The organism is Parundibacterium terreum, assembly GCF_014636315.1.
Taxonomy (GTDB): Bacteria; Pseudomonadota; Gammaproteobacteria; order Burkholderiales; family Burkholderiaceae_D; genus Undibacterium; species Undibacterium terreum.
The window spans coordinates 333775-358920 of record NZ_BMED01000004.1; the positions used below are offsets into that span (position 1 = coordinate 333775).

A 25146-nucleotide genomic window follows, 5' to 3' on the forward strand; every position below is an offset into this window, starting at 1 on the left:
TCCTTGCCGTTTTTACCATATCCTTATGAGCACTCTGAGCCTACCCGCCAACCGCTTTGCCCAATATATGGCCCTGACCAAGCCGCGTGTCACGCAGCTGGCCGTGTTTTGCGCCGTGATCGGCATGTTCCTGGCAACGCCCGACCTGCCGGACTGGCGCGTGGTTGTCGCTGCGACCATAGGTATCTGGCTGCTGGCCGGCGCTGCATTTGCCGTCAACTGCCTGGTTGAGCGCGAGATCGATTCCCGCATGGCGCGTACTGCGCGCCGCCCCATGGCGCAAGGCGAGATCACGGTACCGCAAACCCTGGTGTTTTCCGGCGTTATCGGCGGCGCAGGCATGTGGGTGCTGTATAACTTTGTCAATCCTCTTACCATGTGGCTGACCTTCGCCACCTTTGTCGGCTATGCAGTGATCTACACCATCATCCTGAAGCCTTCGACACCGCAGAATATTGTCATCGGCGGCCTGTCCGGCGCGATGCCGCCTGCGCTGGGCTGGGCAGCGATCGCCAACGACGTGCCTATGCAGGCCTGGCTGCTGGTGCTGATCATTTTCATCTGGACGCCGCCGCACTTCTGGGCGTTGGCCATGTACCGCCGTGACGACTACGCAAAATCCGGCCTGCCCATGCTGCCTATTACGCATGGCCTGGAGTTCACCCGCTTCCATATCTGGCTGTATACGATAGCGCTGTTTGCTACGACGATGATGCCGTATGCGGTGCACATGAGCGGCCTGATCTACCTCGTCAGTGCAGTGATCCTGGGCGGCATCTTCCTGTGGTATTCATGGCGCATCTACAAGCATTACGATGACATCCTGGCGCGCAAGACCTTTGCCTATTCCATCGTCTACCTGTCGCTGCTGTTCGTTGCATTGCTGGTAGACCATTACATCAAGCTGTGAAAGCCTGCATGAAAACCCTGTTCCGCCTTGCCTGCCTGCTGCTGGTATTGTCGCTGGCCGCTTGCGGCCAGGACAACAAACCGCAATTCAAGAATACCGACCTGACCGGCCTCGACTATGCGAAGGATTTCGCATTGACCGACCACAATGGCAAGCCGCGCACGCTGGCAGACTTCAAGGGTAAGGCGGTCGTGATGTTCTTCGGCTATACCCAATGCCCCGATGTATGCCCGACCACGATGGCCGAAATGGCGACGGTGATGAAGCAACTGGGGCCGGATGCAGACCGGGTACAGGTATTGTTTGTGACCATCGATCCCGAGCGCGATACGCAGGCGCTGCTGGCCAGCTATGTACCGGCCTTTGATCCGCGCTTCCTCGGCTTGTATGGCGACAAGGCAGCGACCGACAAAGTGGCCAAGGAATTCAAGGTGTTTTACCAGAAGGTACCCGGCAAGACGCCAGACTCGTACACGATGGACCATACCGCCGGCTCCTATGTGTTTGATCCTCAGGGACGCATACGCCTGTTCCTGCGCCACGGTCAGGGTGCAGAACCTGTCGTGCATGATTTGAAGCTGCTGTTGCAGTAAGCTGAAAAGATCTCGTTTTCACGAAAAAGCCCGGTGATGTCGCCGGGCTTTTCATTTGTGCGCTTAGTATGGACAGGCACCATGATGGCCACAATCTCATTTTGAGGTGACCCGCCGGGCAATAAAAAAGCCCGCGCACGGCGGGCTTTGATCAAGCTGGCATTAAATGCTTAGGCTTGTTTGCTTTTTGCTGCCTTACGACGTGCTACGCCCATGCCGAATACGCCCAGGCCCAGCAATGCCAGCGATGCTGGTTCTGGAACTGCGGATACGCGTACGTTGTCCAGGCCTTCGGTGGAGATAAAACCACCGTAGGTTTGTGTCTGGATAGTCGCCAGGGAGAATGTTTCACCGGCTGTCGCAACAACACCGAAGAAGCCGCTGGAAGTGAAGTTGAATACAGTTGTTGTGTGGCCGTTGATGGTCAGTGAATAGGCGTCGGTTACATCTGTATTAAACCAGTCAAAGCCAAAGGCTGTCGTGCCAGCTGCAAATTTGAATGTCGAAGTTGGACCTACGCCACCGTTAGCACCACTGCCATCGCCCCAGCCATAAAAATTTTGACCTGCAAACACGCCTGGGATAGAGGTATTGTCGGAAGCACCTGTCGCAATCGTACCTGTTGCGATACCGCTGCGATCACCGTTGGAGACGCTGGACAGAGAGAAACCGTTAAAGCTGCCGGAGTAGTTATTGTTTGACACACCAACTGTCGCACCGCTGAATGTTTCCAGCGTTGTTTGACCTGCTGCCGCCTGGAAGGCTGCCAGATTAGTAAAGGTGAGTATCGTAGCTTGAGCGGATGTAGACAGGGCAGCGCCCAATACGATTGCAGCTAAGGAGATTTTCTTTGAGATTTTCATGCATTTCCCTCGGTACGGGCTTCTGGGCCCGGATTTTTTGAATTAATGGTGGAAGAGGAATTCGCCACTATTGCACCTGGCTTTCCTGCTACTTGTTTCTATATAGCAATAACAATGCCAGAAAAAAATATTTATTTAAATCAATAACTTAAAGCGCGCGAAGGCGATTTACATGTATGAACTGTAAAATATTTCGACAAGAAAATTTTGCATTTGTATCTATTCATATTGCTATTGGCTGCCATTGCTTGCTGTTAAAGGCTGTTAGCAGCTATTGGGGAGCGCAATAGATTGAACTCCCCTGCAAGCTTGCATAGAGAGTTGTCATTGAAGGGGGCGAGAGGGGGAGCAGTCCAGAGGGCCGTGGCCAGTGGACCGCTTCGATTGATGAGCAAGCGGTGAAGACGCGATAAGCTAAGCCGCTATTTGTACCTGCATCTCTGTAAGCAGTTTTTTCAATTCCGGTACGCAGGAGCCGCAATTGCCGCCAGCCTTCAGGCAAGACGTGATTTGCGGTACGGATCGGAGATTTTTTTCACGTATCGCGGCACATATCGTATTGCGGCCTACGCCGAAGCAGGAACAGATGGTGGCACCGGTATCCGCGCCTCTTTCTATAGGCTGGCCTATCAGCAAGCCTATGCGGTCTGCGTCCTCCAGGCGGTCTTTGGGGAAGAGACCGGCCAGCCAGGTACGTGCCGGCAAATCCGGCCGCGGCGACAGGAATACGCAAGTTTGTATCCTGTCGTCCACCAGATGCACCGCCCGGTATACGCCTGCACTGGCATCCAGGTATTCCAGCCAGTCGGCATCTTCATCGGTGACGCCGGACAGGGTCCTGGCCCACTGGCCGGGCGCATTGATCTGCAACCGGCCTGCCAGTTCGTAGCGGGTGAATTGTTGCCCCTGTATCCGGGTCCAGTGACTGATTTCAGCGATGTCATCCAATGCCAGCTCGCCGCGATGGAAGACAAAGCCGTGCCAAGAGACGGGAAACTCCTCCACCCGTACCGGCGTGTGCTTGAACTCAGGTTCGCCTGAAACCGCATCCACGACGGGGTTGACCAGCGCACCCACACGTGCGTCTGAAGCCGATTGTCCATTCCAGTGTATGGGGACGAAGATGCTGCCACGTGCAATGCCGCCGTTATGCTGCACACGTGCCACCAGCGAGCCCCAGTGCGAGGCTACCCTGGCAAGCGCCCCTTCGCGTACGCCGAATAGCAGCGCGTCTTGCGGATGCATATCGATGAAGGATTCCGGCACATGGTCTGCCAGCCTGGCGGATTTTCCTGTGCGCGTCATCGTATGCCATTGGTCGCGCACGCGTCCGGTATTCAGCACCAGCGGGTATTCTTCGCTGGTCGCGTTTGCCGGTGCCTTGGGCATGGTGGCGATGAAGCGTGCCTTGCCGTCTGCATGGGCGTAGATATGGTCGGTGAACAGGCGTGCTACACCCGTTTTTTCGGCGCCATCGGCGCTTGCGGACAAGGGCCATTGCACTGGCTGCAGTGCGTCAAATGCCTGCTTGTCCATCCCGGTTAGTGCCGCCAGGTTGAAGAAGCGCTTCACCCCTGACGCGTCATTGCGGTAGGCGCTCAGGCGTGCATGTTCGTCAAACACTTCATGTACCGCAGAAAAGTCGAAGCCGCTGTATCCCATGCGCCGCGCAAGATCACACATGATGTGCCAGTCTGCGCGGGCCTCGCCCGGTGCGGACAGGAAGGCACGCTGGCGCGAAATGCGGCGCTCGGAATTCGTTACGCTGCCGTCTTTCTCGCCCCATCCCATGGCCGGCAGCAGCACATCTGCAAATGCATTGGTATCGGTCTTCTCCATGATGTCCGAGATGACGACCAGCTCGCACTTGCTCAGCGCCCGCTTTACCTGGTCAGCATCCGGCAGGCTGACTATCGGATTGGTGGCAATGATCCACACCGCCTTGACGTCGCCGCGTTCCACTGCATGGAACAGGTCCACCGCCTTCAGTCCGGGTTTGCTCGCTATCGCTGGTGAATTCCAGAAGTTCTGAACCAGTTCGCGATGCACGGGCTGGTCCAGTTCCATATGTGCTGCCAGCGTGTTGGCCAAACCGCCCACTTCACGGCCGCCCATGGCATTCGGCTGCCCGGTAATCGAGAATGGTCCCATGCCTGGCTTGCCTATGCGGCCTGTCAGCAGATGGCAGTTGATGATGCTGTTGACCTTGTCGGTGCCGGAGGAAGACTGGTTCACCCCTTGTGAAAAACCGGTGACGGTTTTTTCCGTGGTAGCAAACATACTGTAAAAGCTGAGCAGATCCTGCACATCCAGCTTGCATATCTTTGCGACCTGCTCAGGGTCTCCACAGCCTTGCGCCGCTTGCAGTGCAGCCTCTTGTCCGTTGGTATGGGCTGCGACGAAGCCATGGTCTGTTGCGCCCTGCCGCGACAGGTAGCTGAGCAAGCCGTTGAACAGCCAGACGTCGGTGCCGCCCTTCAGCGGCAGATGCAGGTCGGCCAGTTCGCACGTCGCGGTGCGGCGCGGATCGATGACGACCAGCTTCATTTCTGGCCGCGCTTCCTTGGCGCGTGCAATGCGCTGGAACAGGATAGGGTGGCACCACGCGGTATTGGAGCCCACCAGCACCACCAGATCGGCCAGTTCCAGGTCCTCGTAGCATACCGGCACCAGGTCGGCGCCAAAGGCGCGCTTGTGGCCCGCCACCGCAGACGACATGCACAGCCGCGAGTTGGTATCGATGTTCGCGCTGCCTATGTAGCCTTTCATCAGCTTGTTGGCGATGTAGTAGTCTTCGGTCAGCAACTGGCCGGACACATAGAAGGCCACTGCATCCGGTCCGTGCTCTGCAATGATCTTGCCAAAGCCCTGGGCAACTTTATCCAGCGCCTGGTCCCAGGAAACCCGTTGCGCTTGAGAGTCTGCGCCGCTCTTGTTGCTGCGTATCTTTGGATGCAGCAGGCGGCCGTCAAGGCTGACGGTCTCCGCCAGTGCCGATCCCTTCACGCATAGGCGGCCTGCATTCGCCTGGTGCTGCTCATCACCGCTGATTGCCAATTGCCCATCGGCCTGCATGCTGGCCCGCACGCCACAGCCTACGCCGCAATACGGACAGGTGGTCTTGGTGACGGTGGTGATCAGCGGATTCAGGGATTGGTTCACGATTCAACTTTCTTAGAGGCTATTGCGAAATTACCCTGGCGTTGTTGCGCCGCCTAGCCGTGCCATAGCACTGTCTTCGGCGGCGACGCCTAGCCAGGCTAACTTCGCAACAGCCTCTTGATACTTTGCAAAATTCTTTTCACGCAGCCTGCATGCACAGCGCCTGCCCAAACAGCAAGTGCTTGCGCATCGCGGCAATATCAGTCTTGCTCTGGATCAGGTCGAAATACCAGGGGCCGTCTTTTACGTCACCGTATAGCACTGCACCGACCAGCAGGCGGTCTTTCAGGATCAGGCGCTTATAGATGCCTCGCCTCGGGTCACGCAGCACCAGGTCTTCGCTGCTTTCGCCGCCGATAAAGTCGCCGGCGGAATACAGGTCAACGCCGGTCACTTTCAATTTGGTCGCAGTCGCCTGCTGCACATAACGCCTGTGACCGGCTCCCGCCAGATGCGCGCCGCATACCTTGGCCTGGTCCCAGATGGGCGCTACCAGGCCGAAGGTGGCCTTGCGGTGCTGCACGCACTCGCCGACTGCATAGATGCGCGGGTCATAAGTTTGCAGCGTGTCGTCGACGACGATTGCGCGTTCGCAATGCAAACCTGCTTCCTTGGCCAGCTCTATATTCGGGCGTACGCCTACTGTCATCACCACCAGGTCTGCAGGTATTTCTGTGCCGTCCTTGAAGCGCACAGCCGTAACGCGATCCGGACCGATAATTTCGGCGGTATCGGCACTCAGCAAAAATTGCAGGCCTTTTTCTTCAAGTGCTTTCTTCAGCAAAGCCGCTGCTGGTTTGTCCAGTTGCCTTTCCATCAGGCTGTCTGCCACATGCACGACGGTGACTGTCATGCCTTGCCGCAGCAAGCCATTGGCTGCTTCCAGGCCCAGAAGACCGCCGCCTATGATGACTGCATGCCTGTGATTGCGCGCGGCTTCCAGCATGGTTTCCACATCCTGGATATCGCGGAAGGCGATCACGCCGTCCAGCGTGTGCCCGGGAACTGGAATGATGAAAGGCTTGGACCCGGTTGCCAGCAACAGGCGGTCATAACAGACCTCCTTGCCGGAGGCGGAATACACGATGCGCCGACGCCGGTCTATCTTCACTACCGGATCGCCCGCATGCAGGCGTATGCCGTTCTGCGCATACCATTCGTGCGTATGCAGCATGATGTCGGCAATGCCCTTGTCGCCCGCCAGTACTGGCGACAGCAGGATACGATTGTAATTGCCGTGCGGCTCGGCGCCGAATACCGTGATGTCATACAGGTCGGGTGCCAGCTTAAGCAATTCCTCCACCGTGCGCATGCCCGCCATGCCGTTGCCTATCACGACCAGCCTTGGCTTTGCCGCTGCTGGTGGCGTAGCTGGCATGTCTGCCGGTGTAGGCATGGGCGCGGACAGAGGAGGGCTCGGGGCCGGGGCGCTCATCATGCGCCCAGCCAGACCTTGCCGTCGGTAACGCGCACCGGATAGGCGTTGATGGAGTGCTCAGGCATCTCCAGGCATTCGCCGGTCATCAGGTCGAAATGGTTCTTGTAGATAGGGGAGGCCACTACAATGCGTTCGCCCAGATTGCCGATCAGGCCGCGCGACAACACCGAGGCCTGCGCACTAGGATCATAGTTGTCTACTGCAAACAGCCTGGTTTCTCCGTCGTTCACATGGAAAATCGCTATCTGCTGCTCATTCACCAGAGCACACACGCCGGTATTCGGAACGATGTCGTTCAGCGCGCAAACCTGGGTCCAGGCATCTTGTTGAATTTCGTTTTTCATTCTGTTCTCCTGCGTAGGAATTTGTTGAACGTCAACTTCTTGGTTTTATCAAGCGGCCTTGCTAACGATGGGTATCACCGCATACTGGCGCTCTTCAGGCGTTGCCGGCCTGATCTGGCCTCGCTCTTCCATGAAGACGACGTTCTGGTCGGCCTGGTCGCTGTTGACGAAGTGGCGGAAGCGCTTGCGGGTTTCCACATCGGTCACGGCTTTCTTCCATTCGCATTCATAGGTATCGACGACATGCTGCATATCGGTTTCCAGTTCGGCAGCAATACCCAGCTTGTCTTGAACCACCACACTGGCCAGGTATTCCAGTCCACCCTCCAGGTTATCGCGCCAGACGCTGGTACGTTGCAGCCGGTCTGCGGTGCGGACGTAGAACATCAGGAAGCGGTCGATGTAGCGCACCAGGGTTTCCTTGTCCAGATCGGCAGCCAGCAGTTCGGCATGGCGCGGCTTCATGCCGCCATTGCCGCATACGTACAAATTCCAGCCCTTGTCGGTGGCGATGATGCCCACGTCCTTGCCCTGCGCTTCTGCGCATTCGCGGGTGCAGCCGGATACGCCGAATTTGATCTTGTGCGGCGCCCGCAAGCCCTTGTAGCGGTTTTCCAGTTCTATCGCCAGGCCTACGCTGTCGGCGACGCCGTAACGACACCAGGTAGATCCCACGCAGGATTTCACGGTGCGCAGGGATTTTCCGTAGGCATGGCCGGATTCAAAACCGGCATCAATCAGCTCTTCCCAGATCAGCGGCAATTGCTCCACACGTGCGCCGAACAGGTCGACACGCTGGCCACCGGTGATCTTGGTGTACAGGCCGTATTTCTTGGCAACCTGGCCCACTGCGATCAGACCGTCAGGCGTTACCTCGCCGCCGGCCATGCGCGGCACAACGGAATAGGTACCGTCTTTCTGGATATTGCCGAGGAAGTAATCGTTGGAATCCTGCAAGCCTGCATGTTCTTTCTTCAGTACGAAGTCGTTCCAGCATGAGGCCAGTACGCTGGCTGCCACCGGCTTGCAGATATCGCAGCCCAGGCCCTTGCCGTGCTGCGCAAGCAAGGCATCAAAACTCTTGATCTGGCCTACCTTCACCAGGTGGAAAATTTCCTGGCGGGAGTAGGGAAAGTGTTCGCAGATATGATTGTTGACCGCCATGCCCTGCTTTTTCATTTCCGACTTCATGATCTGCGTCACCAGCGCCACGCAGCCGCCGCAGGTGGTACCGGCCTTGGTGCAGGTCTTCAGCGCGCCTATACTGGTGGCGCCGTCGCATACCGCGGCACAGATATCACCCTTGCTGACATCATTGCAGGAGCAGATCTGCGCTGCATCCGGCAGCGCATCCACACCCAGGCCGGGCTTGGATTTTCCATCGGCCTGCGGCAGGATCAGGAATTCAGGCGATTCCGGCAATTCTATCCGGTTCAACATCATCTGCAGCAGCGTGCCGTATTCGCTGGCGTCGCCTATCATTACGCCACCCAGCAGGTATTTGCCGCATTCGGAGACTACGATTTTTTTGTATACCTGCTTGCGCTCATCGGTGAATTGATATGAACGGCTACCTACCTCTGTCGCATGCGGATCACCTATGCTGGCGACATCCACGCCCATCAGCTTCAGCTTGGTGCTCATGTCGGCGCCGGTAAATTCCACCTTTTCTCCGCTTCCCAGTATATGTTTGGCCGCGATGCGGGCCATGTCATAGCCGGGTGCCACCAGGCCAAATATTTTGCCATTCCACAACGCGCATTCGCCTATCGCATAGATGTCTGGATCGGAAGTCAGGCAGCTATTGTCGATAACGATGCCGCCGCGCTCGCCCACTTTCAGGCCATTGTTGCGCGCCAGTTCATCACGCGGACGTATGCCTGCCGAGAACACGATCATGTCGGTATCCAGATGGCTGCCGTCGGCAAACACCATCCTGTGTGTGCCATCCACGCCATCGATGATCTCTACTGTGTTTTTTTGCGTGTGCGCAGTCACGCCCAGGTCCTCGATTTTCTTGCGCAGCACGCGGCCGCCGCTTTCATCAACCTGCACGGCCATCAGGCGCGGAGAAAATTCAACCACATGGGTTTGCAGATTCATGTCGCGCAAGGCTTTGGCACATTCCAGGCCCAGCAGGCCGCCGCCGATGACGACGCCGGTTTTAGAGCGCGCGCCGCATTCCTGCATGGCTTCCAGGTCTTCTATGGTGCGGTAGACAAAGCAATCCTTCCTGTCCTTGCCCGGTACCGGCGGCATGAAAGGGTAGGAGCCGGTGGCGATCACTAGTTTGTCATAGGTCAGTTGTTCGCCGCTGCTGACGGTGACAGTTTTGGCATCGCGGTTTATCGATACCGCCCGCGCATTCAATTTCAGCAGCAGGTTGTCGCGGTCGAAAAATCCCGGGGCGACCAGTGACAGGTCGTCGGCAGATTTGCCGGCGAAAAATTCGGACAGATGCACCCTGTCGTAAGCGGGGCGGGGTTCTTCGCACAAAATGGTGACTTCCAGATTGCCGATATCCGCCGCGTTGCCGGCGACCAGGCTTTCCAGGAATTTGTGGCCAACCATGCCGTGGCCGATGACGATGATTTTCATGGTGAGCTTGTCCTTAAGCGGTGATGTTCTTGTTTTGCAGCAGGCCGTCCAGCAGCGCCTGCTCGCTTGCCTTGTGTTCCGACGTGAAGCGCACTGCCAGCGCACATACTGCGGATACCGTCACCAGCGTGCCCAGCACCGCCAGCGTTTGCTGGGTATTGCCCATGCTCTTCATCAGGAAGCCGGCTGCCACTGCACCAACATTGCCGCCTGCACCGATGATTCCGGCCACGCCGCCCAATGCCTTGCGGTCTATGAAGGGCACCAGTGCGTAGGTCGCACCGCAAGCCATATGCGTGAACAAGCCAAAGCCCAGCATCGCGACAATCGCCAAGGTCACGCTTCCGGCATTGGCAAAGCACAGCAAGCCCAGGCCCTCACCTATCATTAATGCGAACAGCAGCGTGGCGCGGCTGTTCAGGCTGCCCCTGTGTGCTGTCTTGTCCGATAGCCAGCCGCCCAGCGCGCGCGCAAACAAGGCCAGCAGGCCGAAGCTGGCCGCTGCAGTGCCGGCTGCCTTCAGCGACAGGCCGAAATGGTCTACGTAATAGATGGCGGCGATATTGTGGATAAAGATTTCCACGCCAAAGCAGGCGGCGTAGGTGATGAACAGCAGCCACACGCGATAGTTGGCGCTGGCAGCAGCGAAGCTGGCCCAGCCGCCTTTTTTGCCGCCTTCAATCGGCATTCCCTGCGCGCGCATCTCGGCATAATTGCCGTTAGGGCAGTCTTGCGTGTATTTCCAATACAGCGCGGCCATGACCAGCATGACCACGCCGGGCACGATCAGCGCCCAGCGCCAGCTCATGGCCTCGGTCACGCCCAGCATCACCAACGCTGTCAGCATTAGCGGCATCAGGCCCTGTGCTGCACCGCCGCCGGCATTGCCCCAGCCAGCCGCTGCTGCGTTGGCGGTGCCGACCACATTCGGCGCGAACATCACCGACGTGTGGTACTGCGTGATCACAAAGCTGGCACCGACTGCGCCTATGCACAGCCGGAAAAACAGGAAGGCTTCATAGCTTTGCGCCATCGCCACGCCCAGCACCGGCAGTGCGCCTATCAGCAGCAGGCCGGTATAGGTCTTGCGCGGGCCGTAGCGGTCGCATAGCGGCCCTATGATCAGGCGCACCAGGATAGTCACAGCGACTGCAGCGATATTCAGGTTGGCGATCTGGTCATTGGACAGATGGAATTCAGCCTTGATCACCGGCATCAGCGGTGCGCAGGCGAACCATGCGAAGAAGCAGGCGAAGAACGCCATCCAGGTCAGGTGGAAGGCTCGCATCTGGGGCGTAGCGAGGCTGAAGAGTTCAATGCTGGAAGCTTTATGTGCCATTTTTATACCTGTAAAAACAAAAAGGCGTCCTCTGGACCTGATATCAAAATCAGTCCAGAGGACGCCGTTGTCCGAACAAGTCCGCCGTTAGACCTGCGTTAGAAATAAATAGAAATGGGTCGGATCATCGTTGATCCGGTACAGGGCATGAAGCAAACAGCGTGCCATTTGGCTGGAAACGGGCTGTCATAGGAGAAAGGGAAAACCCGGTCCGGTATCCGCATTTTCAAAATGCGCTAATCAGGGGAGATTCATGCTGCAATGCATGATGATGGTGCGCAGTCGGGCAAAATTCAGAAGTAACGGCACGCCTTGCATTGCAATAAAACTGTGTGAAAAAACAACTATCCGGTGGCGATCCGCCCACAAAACCCTTTCCATTCTTTAGTCCAGACAGCGACTTCCATCGCCTTCCCTAGAGCGATATTGATTTCTTCAGTGAAAATTTCATCACGCCAAATTATTAATTATTTTGACAATTGGCGAATTAATCATTGTTGACAATATGAAAGTATTTCTTTTGATACACTACGCAAAATTTATAAAAATCTACTCGATTTTATTGAGGATATTTTTATAAAGAATTGTTAAAAATCTTATATATCAAGCGAATTTTATCTTTGATGTCTTGCTTGAATATATGAGAACCGGATTCGTCCGGAATCGGCGACAACAAGCCGTGGTGTAGCAAATCCCAATGTGTCCCTGCTTCTACTTGCAGCCCTCCGGCTGCCCGAGTCGGCCTGAACACGTCTGGACAAATTGCCCACCCCGGCAGTTCCAATAAAAAAGCGACGGAAACGTCCAAAGAAGGATGACAAGATCTATGAGTGCCATGACCTCCTTGTTGCAGAAAATTCGCCTCTCCTGTGGCGCAGCCGGGCTTATCCGGCAGCGGCACGAGCAGGAGCCTGATATCTCAGGCGGCGCATCCTCTGACCACAAAGCCCATAATGCCCAGAATGCCCGCGATGGCCAGTATGCGCGCCATGCCGGTCACAGCAAGTTGCTTGCGCTATTTGCCCCGTTCTGCGGCCTGATGCTGCTGAGCGCGGGAACGCAGGCACAGGTTGTGGCGACCGATGTCAACTCGGCAGCAGATCTTGGCCGCGGGCAGGTCGTTAATGTAGATGTGGTGTGGTCGCGCACCGCAACCGCAACCGGCGACAAGATCACGATCGTGATTCCTTCGCAATTGGGCGTCAATCCTCCCACGCCTCCTGCCGGCTGCGTGTACACCGCACCGAACATGGTGTGTGATGTGCCCAACGGCAGCGCCGGTGCCTCAGGCACGATCAGCTTCCAGGTCCAGGGCGTGCAGTTGGGCGGTTTCAACCTGACAGCAACCGGCACCTCGGCGCCGGCAGCATCTTTCTCCGGCACCGTGCATAGCACCGGTGACATCATCGTCGGCAAAGTCAAGGCATCGCCTGCCGGCAGCCCGGTAGCCGGCGCCAGCACCGTGTTCACATTGACGCCGCAAATCTCATCCGGTGACGATGTGCCCGCCGGTGCATCGCTGACCGTGACCGATAACCTGCCGGGCACCACTACCGACTACACGCTGACCAATATCGCTGCCAGCGGCCTGTCGGCTTCCTGCAACTCAGTGTCTGCCGCCAACAGCAGCCGCACGCTGACCTGTACTTACAATGGCCCGTTCACCATCGCAGCGTTCAACACCAGCTCCATCACGGTGACCGGCACGCCGGGTAATAGCGGTTCGTTCACGAATACGGTATCGATCGCATCGGCTAACAACAATTACTTCGACTCCAATATCAACAATAATACGGCGTCGGTGAACTATACCGTGACGCCAGGTACCGATATCCAGGCGCAAGGCAGCTTCCCATCCGCCGGCCAGGTCGTGAGTACTTCACAGCCGCTGTCCATCATCTTCAAAAATAACGGGCCGCTGGTGAGCCCCGCGGGCGGCATTGTAGAGACCATCGTTCCTGCCACATTTACGATCGGCGCCTTGCCCGGTGCCTGCACCCAGACTGCGGGACAATCGCGCACGGTTGGCGGCACGACGTATAACGGCACGCTGATCAGTTGTACTGCGGCATCTGTTGCAGTGAACGGGTCTTCTTCGTTCAGCATACCGCTGACCATGCCTTCCGCACCGGAAGCATCCAGCTTCCCGGTGATCGTAACGCCGTCGTCCGGCATGGGCGATGCAAACGCTGGTAACAACACATTGTTGCTGCCTTACCAGATCGTCAATCCGTATGCGGATCTGCGCGCATCAAAGAGCAAGACCCCCGGTGGTCCGCAGGCGCCAGGCACCTCGGTGACCAGCACGCTGACGATACAGAATGATCCTGCCAGCACCAGTGCGGCAGCCTATAGCCCGGCCCAGCCTTTACGTATTGTCGATTACGCCCGCCCGGAAGAAGTGAATGGCGGCAGCATCACAGGTGTAACTGCAGGCTGGACTTGTACCGTCACCACCAACGTTGTCCCGCCGGCATTCATCGCCGATACGAACAAGACAACGCGCATCAGTTGCGTCAACTCCGGCACTGGCAGCCTGGCCGTGGGAGCCTCGGTTTCCGTTTCCTTCACGTCGACAATTGCCAGCGTTGGCTCGCCTGTGGAGCTGACCAATCTGGCCTGTACCGGCTCACGTGCGCTGGCAGCCCTGGGCCTCGCAGACACGGATGGCCCGCAACCGCCGGATGGCGGCCGCACCGGCAATGACTGCGCAAGCGCGGGCACGGGCCTGATCGCAACGCCTGTCGTTTCCGGCAATGCGCAAGTCAGCATCGTCAAGGAGTCTTCAGTCGACAATGCCACCTTCTTTGATGCAGTGGCCAGCGCGCCCACGCTGCTTGGATCCGGCAATACACTGTACTGGCGCATGACCATCACCACGCCGACAGTCGCAGCCAATGGCAGCCAAACCACGATACCTACGCTGTACCTGACAGACACCCTGCCCGGCATAGTCAATGTCACCAGCCCCGGCGCGCCTGCGCCCAGTTTCAAGACACCGGCCATCACTGTTACCACCAGCCCGACTACCTACGGCACTTGCCCAAATATAGCTGCTGGAAATAATGCGCTGACCTGTACCTTCAATAATGTGCCTGCCGGCACGACCATCGTCGTCAACGTACCTGTCTCGCGTGCTTTGGCAGGCGGCTTGCTGAACAACACCGCAACCCTGACATCACCTGACGCGATACTGAGTGCATCGGCCGGCGGCCAGTTGAATGACGCCGCCGCCGTCAACGTCGTACCGCAGGTGGACGTGGCACTGACATCCAAGACAGTCACGCCGGCCACGCCTTCAGTTGGCCAGATACTGCAATTCAATATCACCGCGCAAAATCTCGGTGTGGCGGATATCACCGGCGCCGGGCAGTTCACGATTACCGATACCCTGTTTACCGGCACGCCGACACTGTCTACCGTTGCCTACGAAGTTGTCAGCGTGACGCCTTCCAACAGCGCAAAAATGAGCTGCGCGGCCAGCAACCTGGCTACCGGCGCCATCTCTTGTACCAATACCGCTCAGATCAACCGCTACGAAACCGAGACCATCACCATCCAGGCGCGTATCAAAAAACCGTCCGGCATCGTCAGCGCTGCCAACAGCGTGCTGTACTCCGGCGTGACCAATACTGCAACGGTGGCAATTGATCCCAGCTATTGCGAATTCAGGACGGAAACAACGACAACGCCGGTATCCACATCCAGCGCCTGTAACGATGCTGCCGCAACCTCCAATAACAGCAAGACCGCCACCTTCAATGTGAAGGTGCCTGCAATCGACCTGCAACAGGGCAAGGTGCGCGTGCTGCCTGCCGGCCAGACCTCATTTGGCATAGGCGACCAGTTGCGCTATCGCTTCAGCATACGCAATGCTGGCCCTTCCCGCGCCGAAGGCGTGATCATGACCGATGCACTGACCATACCTGCCGGTTTTCATGTAACGATGGCCGCCGGCATGCCGGACAAGGTCAATACTGCCACTGCCGGTGCCGGCTACACGCTAGACAGCAAAGCAGTTAATTGTTCGCAGTCCGGTCAGGATCAGCCGCTGGTCTGCCAGCTTGATGCGGTAGTTGCCAATGATTACCTGGATGCAGGCAAGGAAGTCAATTTTGAAATAGCACTGGATGTGACCGGCACTGCCACTACTCCCGTCGTGTTCGGTAACAGCGCTCACGTATGCGCCGATGAAACCAATACCTATGAAAGCTCAGGAAAATGTTCGCCCGATCCGGCAATTGCAGGTAACAACCTGGCAGCGGTGAATGACGTCGTTTTCCCTAAAGCTGATCTGGAAGTCATCAGCAAAACTGTCGCAACAGCTTCGCCTGTCAATGTAGCGCAGCCTATAGAATATGACATCAAGCTGCGTAATAACGGCACATCGTCAACCACGAAGATGCGCCTGCGCGATACCTTGCCTACCGGCTTTGAGTGGCTGAACACTGGCGCCAACCTGCCTGTTGTTGCGGTTGACAGCGGCAGCGCCGCCACGCTGAGTGGTGTGCTGGCGGTGTCCGGCGCGGTGCCTGCCAACGGCACCGACAATGTCTGCTTCATCTCCAATGGTGTAACAACGCTGAGCACACTGGCGCAGCAGCAGGAAATCACCTGCGATATTACCGGCAGCTTCCCGCCCGGTGCCGCCAACAGCATCACGCTGAAACTGTTTGCCCGCGCCAAACCTGGCCTTTATGACGGCTCGGCCAGTGCTCCGTATCTGAGCGACAGAACCAATACGGCAACAGTATTCCCCGGCAAAGACAGCACGGGCAGCGACATCGCTGTGGATATCGTGCCGGCCAACGACAGCAAGACAGCGGTAGTCCAGGTGCAAAATGCACAAATCGGCGGCCGTACTTTCCTGGACCTGAACAATAACGGCGATCAGGACGGTGCGACAGCCGCCGCCGACCTTGGCCTGGGCAATATTGCCTTCCAGTTGAGCGGTACCGACAAATACGGCAACACGGTGACGCGCAGCACAACATCCAGCAACGTCGCAGCCGGTGCAGGCTCCCTGCGCGGCGACTACCTGTTTTCCAACCTGGCGCCGTCGGATGCCAGCGGTTACTCCATTACGCAGACGCAGCCTAGCATTTACGGCAACGGCATACCGCAGCCAAATACTGCGCGCACTGTTCGCAACGGTAGCAGTACCGGCGTTACTGCAAGCGGCGGCAGCTATGCAGTGACTAATACCAGTGGCACCAGCGTCATCGGCGGCATCGTGCTGGCAGGTGCTGCAAATGGCGTGCAGTTCGATTTTCCTGAGATACAGCGCCCGGCGATTTCCGGTTTCGTCTATGTGGATGCGGATAATGACGGCGTCAAAGGCGGCTCGGAAGCCGGCATCAACGGCGTGACCGTACGTCTGATAGGCTGCAGCGCCGGCGCCAACGGCACGGTGGACACTGCCGGCCCTATCGGTGGCGGCCCTGTTGCCTGCAGCGGCGACGACGTGGCTGTGAACCTGACGACGACAACGACGACCGATGCCACTTTTGGCGCCGGCTTCTATCAGTTCAACCTGGATGGCCCAGGCCGTTATTCAGTCATTGAACAGACAGCGCAGCCGCAAGTCGGCGGTGTAACAAGCTTGCCGGGCAAGACGACGGCAGGGTCGGTGGACTTGGTGACCAGCGCAGCCGGCAGCAATGACGGCGGCACACGCGGTACAGTGAATGCCATGGGCAGCACTGCCGGTGGCAATAACGGTGTATTGAATGAGATCAATGCGACAGTAGCAGCCAGCCAGATTCGCGATATTGTCGTCAGTACAGGCTCGGCAATTTCAGTCAACAATAACTTTGGTGAGATACTGCCTGCCAGCGTGTCCGGTTTTGTGTATACCGAAAAAGGCGCACTCAATTCCAACTACACCCCTGCGGTGGACTGGGCCTTCGCCGGAGTGTCGCTGACACTGACAGGTACCGATGATCTGGGCCAGGCCGTCAGCCTGACCGCAACAACCCAGGCCAACGGTTCCTATGTATTCAATAATTTGCGTCCGGGTACCGTGTATCAGGTCGTCAAGACCAATCCGCAGGCTTCTATCATTGATGAGGTCGGCGGTGCTTTCCCAGGCAAGGATGCCGCCAGCGTAGTGCGCGGTGCGCGCGTCAATGACGACACGATCAATGCCATTGCCCTGGTTGCAGGTGCCAGCGTCACGCAGACCAATTTTGCTGTGACCAATGGACCGCAGCCGGTTGTTGCTCCGTCAACGGCATCCATCTCCGGCTTGGTGTATGTGGACCGCAATCGTAACAATGCATTGGACGGTGACGAAACAACACGCATTTCCGGTGTCAAGGTGCAACTGGTGCAGGGCGCCAATTGCGATACCGGCACTGTGTTGCGAACCACTGCCAGCTTGTCTGATGGCTCCTACCGTTTTGACGGGTTGAGTATAGGCGGCAACTATCTGGTGTGCGAAACACAGCCGTCAGCCTATGCCAACGGCAATGCCAAGGGCACGGCCGGCAGCAATTCCATCACGGTTGGCAATTTGCCTGCCAGCGGCAGCACGGACAATCATTTTGGCGAGTTGGCAGGCAGCATTGCAGGCTCGGTCTATCTGGACGCGAATAATAACGGCGTACGCGAAGCGGCTGAATCCGGCATTGCCGGTGTCACCGTCACGCTGACAGGCAATGATTTGCTCGGCAACGCTGTCAATCGCAGCGCAGTAACGGACGCGAATGGCCAGTACCGCTTCGACGATCTGCTAGCAGCAGGCGCCAGCGGCTATGCAGTGACCGAGCAGCTTGCACAACCCAAAGTGCCGGGCTCCGACCAGTTGACCAACAATGGCATTACCACCGCAGGCAGTATTGCAGGCGCCAGCAGCGGCACTGCAACTGCAGTCGCGGTTGTTCCTAGCGCGGTTACAGCGATTACATTGCCGGCGGGAGGCGTGTCGATTGATAATAACTTCGGTGAAATCGCCTCCGGCGGTCCCGATCTGGTCGTCACCAAGAGCACCAGCAAAACCATCTTCACTGAAGGCCACACTGCAAATTACACGCTGATAGCACGCAATGCCGGTACGCAGGCAACTGCAGGCAACTATGTTGTCAGCGACCGCCTGTCGCAGACTGCTGCTCCGCAAAAATGGACCATCAGTTCTGCCAGCGGCAGCGGTTGGTCTTGCGTGATAGGCGGCGACCGCATCAGCGTGTCCTGCTCCAGCACGCTGGTGCTGTTGCCGGGCCAAAGCAATCCGAATGCTATTTCCTTGAACGTGGATATCCTGACAGGGGCGCAAGCTGCCAGCCCGGTACGCAATATCGTTAGCATTACTGGCGGCGGCGAGCCTCCGGCGAATCAGCCTGGCGCGGGTGAACTGAGCAATCCTGCAATCTGTGCCGCAACGCCGCAAGCCAATGCCTGCCGCGTGGATACGCCGATACAACTGGCCGCTGGTCTCAGCGGCAGCGTATGGCTGGACGGCGGCTTGCTGAAAAAAGGCCTGGATAGCGGCGACAAGGTTTTGCCGTCATGGATGGTGGACTTGTATGACATGACTGATCCGGCGAACGCCACACGTTCCTTTTCCGACGTGATCCGCTCCACGCCCGCTGCTTCCGCAACAACCAATAGCAGCGGCTACTACGAGTTCCGTAATCTGGAGCCGGGCTCGGTATATCGCGTGGTCTTCCGCGATCCAGCCAGCCGCATCGTATTCCCGGGTGTGGTGACGAATAACAGCGGTAAGACCACAGGTGCAGACTACTACTCCCAAGTAGTGACGCGTGACGGCTATCAGGTACTGGAAGTGCGCCTGCCTGCGCCGCATGCTACAGGTGAGATCACCGCGCCTGAGCAAAGCCTGCCTATTGACCCTAACGGTGTCGTGTATGACTCCATCACTCGCTTGCCGGTACCGGGCGCCATCGTTGCCTTCGTGCCCGTGGATAGCTGTGCCGGTTATTCACCGCAGCAGCATGTGATCAACTATGAATCCTATGGCAAGGATGCGCAGGGCAATCCGCAGATGACAGTCGGTAGCGACGGCTTCTATAAGTTCCTGCTGTCGGGTGACGCCAGTGCTCCGGCGAACTGCAAGTTTGCGCTGGTAGTGACGCCGCCAACCGGCTATGCGCCGGCGCCTTCCACCATCATCAAGCCAAGCGCCGCGCTGATTACGCCACCGGCTCCCGGCATCCTGGAAGTGCAGCCGCAAAAAACAGCGCCTACAGGAACGCAAAGTACCACCTACTACCTGCAACTGCAGGCCGGCCGCCAGGATCAGGAAATTGTGAATAACCACATTCCACTGGATCCGTACGCAGGCTCCAGCCTGGCGATCACCAAGATAGGCTCCACCAATGTAGTAGAGCTGGGCGACAGCCTGTTGTACACGATACAGGTCTTCAACCGCGGTGCGATCGCTGTGGCCAAGACCACGGTCGTGGATAGCCTGCCGGCCGGTTTCAAATACATCAGCGGCAGCTATCGTCTGAACAATGTCGCCAAGCCCGATCCAGCCGGCGGTGCCGGTCCGGTACTGCAGTTCGCAGTCGGCGACCTGGCCGGTGCATCTTCAGTGACATTGACCTACAGGGTCAGGGTCGCGGTAGGCGCACAGCAGGGCGACGGCATCAACCGCGCGCAGGCAATTTCCGGCAGCAGCAAGTCCGATGAAGCGCGCTGGAAAGTGCGTGTGACCGGCGGCGTGTTCACGGACGAGGCCTGCGTCGTCGGCAAGATATTTGTCGATTGCAATGGCAACCACATCCAGGATAACGAAGAACTGGGCGTGCCGGGCGTGCGCATGTATATGGAAGACGGTACTTCGCTGATCTCCGATTCGGAAGGCAAGTACAGCATGTGCGGCATCTCTCCACGTACCCATGTACTGAAGGTGGACAAACTGACCCTGCCGCGCGGCAGCCGCCTGACTACCAGCAGCAACCGCAATGCGGGCGATGCCAACAGCCTGTTCCTGGACATACAGAACGGCGAACTGCACCGCGCTGATTTTATCGAGGGCAGTTGCTCGAATACCGTGCTGGAGCAGGTCAAGGCACGCCGTACGCAGGGCGAAGTCAGCGGTCCGCAAACCGAGAAAAAACAAACACCGGGCTTGCGCTTTGAAAGCAAGGGCAGGATGGCGCCGCAAGAAGCGACCGATTCCGCCAACCAGCAGCCGGCAGTTAAACCCAGGTATGCGGCGCCACCCGACGGGCCGCCTCTGCCCGAACCGGTAAAACAATCCGAGCATGAACAAGATGTTCCAACACCATTGTTATTCATTAACCAGACACAGGGAGGCGCACATGTCGGCAAATAAACGCAATGCGCATCCGCTGCGCACGGTAAGTCCTGCAAAACGCCAGCTCACAAAATTGAGCTTGCTGGCACTGGCGCTGAATTGCGCCTATCCGCAAACCGCTGCACTGGCGCAGGAAAATGCCGGATCGGCCTCCCCTGCATCAACGTCCTACAACAGTATCACCGGCGACAGCCGTGGGCTGAATCCATCTTCTGCCGTGCTGCCTTCCGGCAGGCCGGAAGTCTTTCGCCAGACAATAGGCGCGGCAGACTATGCCGCCAATGCACAGGTTGCCAAGATCGTGGTGGAGCTGGACAGGGATGGCATACCTGCAGATGGCCAGACGCCGGTGAAATTCACCGTGCATCTGCTGGACCGTACCGGGCAGCCGCTGAAGGGCAGCAGCTTTGCAACGATAGAAAACACCGGCGGCCGCATACAGTTGAGCAAGGCCGGCACCGATGAGCTGGGCCCCGGCAGGCGCGACCTGGACAAGGCAACGCCCGGAGTACAACTGAAAGTGCAAGACGGCGTGGCCCAGTTTGCGCTGATTGCGCCGTCCGAACCGATGGACGTGCGGGTGAGGATCACTGCCGGCGGCGAAGAAGCCAGCGGCAGCATCAGCTTCCTGCCCGAGCTGCGCGAGATGGTGGCGGTAGGTCTGGTGGAAGGCATCATCAACCTGAATAACATCGCCGGCTCGCAACTGGCACAGACACGCAACAGCGATGTTTTTGAGCAGGAAATACATAACTTCAGCCGCAATTTTTCCAACGGCAAGGGCAGCTACGCTTACCGCACGGCCTTCTTCCTGAAGGGCGTGGTAAAGGGCGATTATCTGCTGACAGCCGCCTACGATTCGGACAAGCAGACCCAGGACAGGTTGATGCGTGATATCCAGCCTGACCAGTTCTATCCTGTCTATGGCGATAGCTCGGTCAAGGGTTTTGACGCGCGCTCGGTTGCCAAGCTGTATGTGCGGGTGGACAAGGATAAAAATTATCTGCTGTTCGGTGACTACGATACCGGCGCCGGCTTTGCGCAGATGACCGGTGGCGGCAGCACTGCCAGTCTGGCGATGCGCCAACTGGGCAATTACAGCCGCACTGTCAACGGCATACGCCTGCATGCAGAAGAGAGCAACTATGTAGGCAATGTGTTCGCCAGCAAGGATAGCCTGAAGCAGGTCGTCGAAGAGTTTGCCGGTAAGGGCGTCTCCGGCCCGTATGCGGTGTCCAATAACAGCGGCATATCCAATAGCGAAAAAGTCGAGCTGATAGTTCGCAACCGCAACCAGCCGTCGCAGATCATCAGTTCCACGCCGTTGGCGCGTTTTGTCGATTATTCGTTCGAGCCTTTCTCCGGCCGCATCCTGTTCACGCAGCCCATCCCGGCTGCCGATGCCAACCTGAACCCGGTCTCGGTGCGCGTCACCTATGAAGTGGATCAGGGCGGAGAGCAGTTCTGGCTGATAGGCGCAGACGGCCAGCTCAAGCTGGGCAAGCATGTGGAAGTAGGCGGCTCCTACGTAAAGGATGAAAACCCGCTTGCGCCTTACCAATTGAGCAGTACCAACCTGGGTATCAGGCTGGCAGATCATACCTTGCTGGTATTGGAAGCAGCACGCACTACCAGCACGGTCAATACCGGAACCGGTGTCAATTCCTATGTGACGCCGGCGTTGGCCAATCGCGTCGGTGAAGTCAGTGGTAATGCCATGCGCGCCGATTTGCACCATGAAGGCGATGCGTGGGAACTGCGCGCGTTTGCCGCCAAGAGCGATGCAGAGTTCAATAATCCTGCTGCATCATTCAATGGTGGACGGGTAGAGGCGGGCGCAAAAGTTAGTGCCGATGTCAGCGATACGGTACGCGTGTATGCCGATGTCCTGCACTCCGCCGACAAGGTGGCTGACGGCAAGCGCGACGGCGCGCAGCTTGGCGCGCAACTGAAGGCCACCGACAAGCTGACTGTCGATGTCAGTGTACGCAAGGCACGTGAAGAACGCAGTGCAAGCAGTGGCGACCTGAATACGCCGACTCCCATCACCGCGCCTTTGGGCAGTGGCGTGGGTACGGCCACAGGCTCGCTGGTCAGCAATGGCGGCGGCGGTTTCTTTGGCAATGGCAGCGATGCGATCAACCCGACTACCGGTACCTCGGTCCTGTCCGGCAATTCTGCCTTCCCGGTTACCGGCGGCACTATCCTGCCGGGCTCGCTGGACAGTACCTCAGTCAGCGTCGGCGCCAGCTACAAACTGACCGACAGGCTGACTGTGCGTGGCGCAGTAGAAAACAGCGTGGAGGGCGACAAATACCGCCGCGCTGCTTTGGGCGCGGATTATCAGTTGGCTGAGCGCACTCGCCTGTATGGCCGCTATGAAACCAATACCGGCTTGTCATCGCTGTATTCGCTGAACCCGGATACCCGCAGCAATGTGCTGGTGGCCGGTGTGGACACCAGCTATATGAAAGGCGGCCAGGTGTTTTCTGAATACCGCATGCGCGATGCCGTGGCGGCTCGCGATATGCAGGCTGCTTCCGGTATCCGCAATATGTGGGATATCGCAGAAGGCGTGCGTGCTTCCACCAGCGCAGAACGCTTGACGGTATTTGCCGGCGACGGCGCGCAGGCAACTGCGCTGACCGGCGGCATCGACTACACCGCCAATCCATTGTGGCGCGCGGCAGCAAGGCTGGAATGGCGGCGTACCGACTCTACCGCGCTGTCCAGCGGTTCCGATACCTACCTGTCGACGATTACGCTGGCGCGCAAGCTGGACAGGGACTGGACCATGCTGGGCCGCAATTATCTGCTGTTCACCGACAACAAGGACAAGGGCGACATCCTGCAAGACCGTTTCCAGATCGGCGCCGCTTACCGCGACAACGATACCAACCTGGTCAACGCGCTTGCCAAGTACGAGTACCTGATAGAGCGGGACGACAGCATAGACCCGCGCAGCCTGCGCAAGACGCACATCTTGTCGGCGCATGCCGATTACCATCCCAGCCGTCCGTGGTGGTTCACCGGCCGCACCGCCGCCAAGATGGTGAAGGAAGACATCAGCGCCGTGCGTGATACCTATTCCGCTGTTCTGCTGGGTGGGCGCTTCACCTACGACATTACCGAGCGTATCGATATCGGCGCCAGCAGCAGCGTGCTGTATAGCCCGCAGGGCAGCGCACGCCAGTGGGCGCAGGGCATGGAAGCAGGCTACCAGGTGCAGACCAATCTATGGGTATCGGCCGGCTATAACTGGAGCGGCTTCTATGACCGCGATCTGACAGCATCCGACTATACCCGCCGCGGCGTCTATCTGCGCTTACGCTGGAAGTTTGATGAAGACCTGTTCCGTGGAAAAAATCCAGATGTGAACCGCGCGCTGGATCGTTCACTGTGATGCCGGCACTACTCGCCAGGCAGACAAGCCGTAACCGACCAGAGGCAAAAGAGCTAATGATGAAAGAGACAATGATGAAACTGAAATCCCCCATACTCCCGTTCGCGGGTGCTGCGGCCGCTACCACACTGGCAACGCTGGCCGCGCTGGTGCTGATGTCGCATTCCGGCACGGCCGGCGCGCAAACACTGAATCCGCAGCAGGACAGGATCAGCGATGAAGCGATTCATGCAGACCACAAAACCTACGAGGCAACCCAGGCCAGGATCAAGGCTCTGAACGATGGCGGCCGCCGCGTGGCGGACTATCATTTGTCCAAGGCGCAATGCTGGCTGGATGTGTCTTTCCATGAGTACACGCGCAATGACCGCAGTGCCTTCCCGCAAGAAGCGCTGGATGAATCGGCCAAGCTGATCAAGCTGATGGAAGCCAAGGCCAGTCCGCTGCCTATGGATACGCCGCTGGTGAACAATGCCGAACGCCTGCGCCCGGACCTGTGGGCCAAGGCGCTGAAGCTGCAAAGCCATGCCGGCTTCCAGTGCGTGCAGCAGCGGGTTGCCTGCGGCGAAGTGGAACTGGTGCATGCCGGTAACGAGAGCAGGCAGCAGGGCTGGCGCCATGCCAAGCCTTATGTGCAGATTGCTGAAGACCAGATCAATGCGGCGGAGATGGAAGCGGATGCCTGCGCACCCAAGCCAGGGGCTGCAGTTCCAGTGCCGCCGGTAGCGCCTGTTGTTCCTGTTGCCGTTGAGCCCGCCAAGCCGGCGCATCTGCTGGCCAACCTGCTGTTCCAGCACGACCAGTTTGCCAAGAATAAAATCCTGCCGGCCTCATTGGCGCAACTGGATGAGACACTGGCAAAAGTGAAACGGGAAGGCATACAACTGACCGAGGTGAAACTGACCGGCTTTGCCGACCGCACCGGCAAGCCTGCCTATAATGCTGCGCTGGCAGAAAAACGTTCGGCAACGGTCAGGTCCTACCTGATCGCGCAGGGCATTCCATCCAGCATACTGCGGGTGGATTCCAAAGGCGATGCGCAGCAGATAGAACCTTGCCGCGCCGGCTTCAAGGCACTGGCGGAAGAGCTGGCCTGCCTGACGCCTAACCGTCGCGTGGAAGTGGATTTTAGCTGGGCAGGAAAATAAATAGTTTTACCTGTAAAAAAGCCGCGCCGGGAAATCAGCGCGGCTTTTTCATTTCTGCCGGAAGA

At 58.0% G+C, this 25146-nt stretch carries 11 protein-coding genes; 5 read left to right on the top strand and 6 right to left on the bottom strand.

All coding sequences use genetic code 11. The features are described from left to right. Positions 1-25: 25 nt before the first annotated feature. On the top strand, positions 26-910 hold the full coding sequence (gene cyoE, locus IEW12_RS19990; protein WP_188567865.1) for a heme o synthase: 885 nt from the start codon (positions 26-28) through the stop codon (positions 908-910). Between the two features lie 8 nt (positions 911-918). Then, entirely contained in the window at positions 919-1503 is a 585-nt protein-coding gene (locus IEW12_RS19995; RefSeq protein ID WP_188567866.1) for an SCO family protein, read from the top strand. 170 nt (positions 1504-1673) lie between these two features. Here IEW12_RS19995 and IEW12_RS20000 read toward each other — a convergent pair whose 3' ends face one another. From IEW12_RS20000 to IEW12_RS20025, 6 genes are all read right to left on the bottom strand, one after another. Next, positions 1674-2366 carry a PEP-CTERM sorting domain-containing protein gene (locus IEW12_RS20000; RefSeq protein WP_188567867.1) on the bottom strand — a complete coding sequence of 231 codons (693 nt, stop codon included), beginning with the start codon at positions 2364-2366 and terminating at the stop codon, positions 1674-1676. Positions 2367-2780: 414 nt separating this feature from the next. Next, positions 2781-5528 carry a nitrate reductase gene (locus IEW12_RS20005; protein WP_188567868.1) on the bottom strand — a complete coding sequence of 916 codons (2748 nt, stop codon included), beginning with the start codon at positions 5526-5528 and terminating at the stop codon, positions 2781-2783. Positions 5529-5667: 139 nt separating this feature from the next. Beyond that, positions 5668-6906, bottom strand: a complete 1239-nt coding sequence (locus IEW12_RS20010) for an NAD(P)/FAD-dependent oxidoreductase (RefSeq protein WP_188568040.1) — start codon at positions 6904-6906, stop codon at positions 5668-5670. Between the two features lie 56 nt (positions 6907-6962). After that, positions 6963-7310: a nitrite reductase small subunit NirD gene (gene nirD, locus IEW12_RS20015; protein ID WP_188567869.1), complete on the bottom strand. Its 348-nt coding sequence runs from the start codon at positions 7308-7310 to the stop codon at positions 6963-6965. Positions 7311-7358: 48 nt separating this feature from the next. Beyond that, on the bottom strand, positions 7359-9908 hold the full coding sequence (gene nirB, locus IEW12_RS20020) for a nitrite reductase large subunit NirB (protein WP_188567870.1): 2550 nt from the start codon (positions 9906-9908) through the stop codon (positions 7359-7361). A gap of 13 nt (positions 9909-9921) precedes the next feature. After that, positions 9922-11247 carry an MFS transporter gene (locus IEW12_RS20025; protein ID WP_188567871.1) on the bottom strand — a complete coding sequence of 442 codons (1326 nt, stop codon included), beginning with the start codon at positions 11245-11247 and terminating at the stop codon, positions 9922-9924. Positions 11248-12082: 835 nt separating this feature from the next. Here IEW12_RS20025 and IEW12_RS20030 point away from each other — a divergent pair. The 3 genes from IEW12_RS20030 (at position 12083) to IEW12_RS20040 (ending at position 25081) form a co-directional block, all read left to right on the top strand. Beyond that, complete coding sequence (locus tag IEW12_RS20030) at positions 12083-20548, top strand: SdrD B-like domain-containing protein (protein WP_188567872.1); 8466 nt, start codon at positions 12083-12085, stop codon at positions 20546-20548. Beyond that, positions 20535-23933, top strand: coding sequence for a porin family protein (locus tag IEW12_RS20035; protein WP_188567873.1), 3399 nt, complete (start codon positions 20535-20537; stop codon positions 23931-23933). Before IEW12_RS20030 ends, IEW12_RS20035 begins: the two co-directional genes overlap by 14 nt. 71 nt (positions 23934-24004) lie before the next feature. Next, complete coding sequence (locus IEW12_RS20040; protein WP_188567874.1) at positions 24005-25081, top strand: OmpA family protein; 1077 nt, start codon at positions 24005-24007, stop codon at positions 25079-25081. Positions 25082-25146 lie beyond the last annotated feature (65 nt).

Coding starts and splice junctions, on each gene's coding strand:
- cyoE (WP_188567865.1), top strand. CDS start 26: ATGAGCACTCTGAGCCTACCCGCCAACCGCTTTGCCCAATATATGGCC.
- IEW12_RS19995 (WP_188567866.1), top strand. CDS start 919: ATGAAAACCCTGTTCCGCCTTGCCTGCCTGCTGCTGGTATTGTCGCTG.
- IEW12_RS20000 (WP_188567867.1), bottom strand. CDS start 2,366: ATGAAAATCTCAAAGAAAATCTCCTTAGCTGCAATCGTATTGGGCGCT.
- IEW12_RS20010 (WP_188568040.1), bottom strand. CDS start 6,906: ATGCCAGCTACGCCACCAGCAGCGGCAAAGCCAAGGCTGGTCGTGATA.
- nirD (WP_188567869.1), bottom strand. CDS start 7,310: ATGAAAAACGAAATTCAACAAGATGCCTGGACCCAGGTTTGCGCGCTG.
- nirB (WP_188567870.1), bottom strand. CDS start 9,908: ATGAAAATCATCGTCATCGGCCACGGCATGGTTGGCCACAAATTCCTG.
- IEW12_RS20025 (WP_188567871.1), bottom strand. CDS start 11,247: ATGGCACATAAAGCTTCCAGCATTGAACTCTTCAGCCTCGCTACGCCC.
- IEW12_RS20030 (WP_188567872.1), top strand. CDS start 12,083: ATGACCTCCTTGTTGCAGAAAATTCGCCTCTCCTGTGGCGCAGCCGGG.
- IEW12_RS20035 (WP_188567873.1), top strand. CDS start 20,535: ATGTCGGCAAATAAACGCAATGCGCATCCGCTGCGCACGGTAAGTCCT.
- IEW12_RS20040 (WP_188567874.1), top strand. CDS start 24,005: ATGATGAAACTGAAATCCCCCATACTCCCGTTCGCGGGTGCTGCGGCC.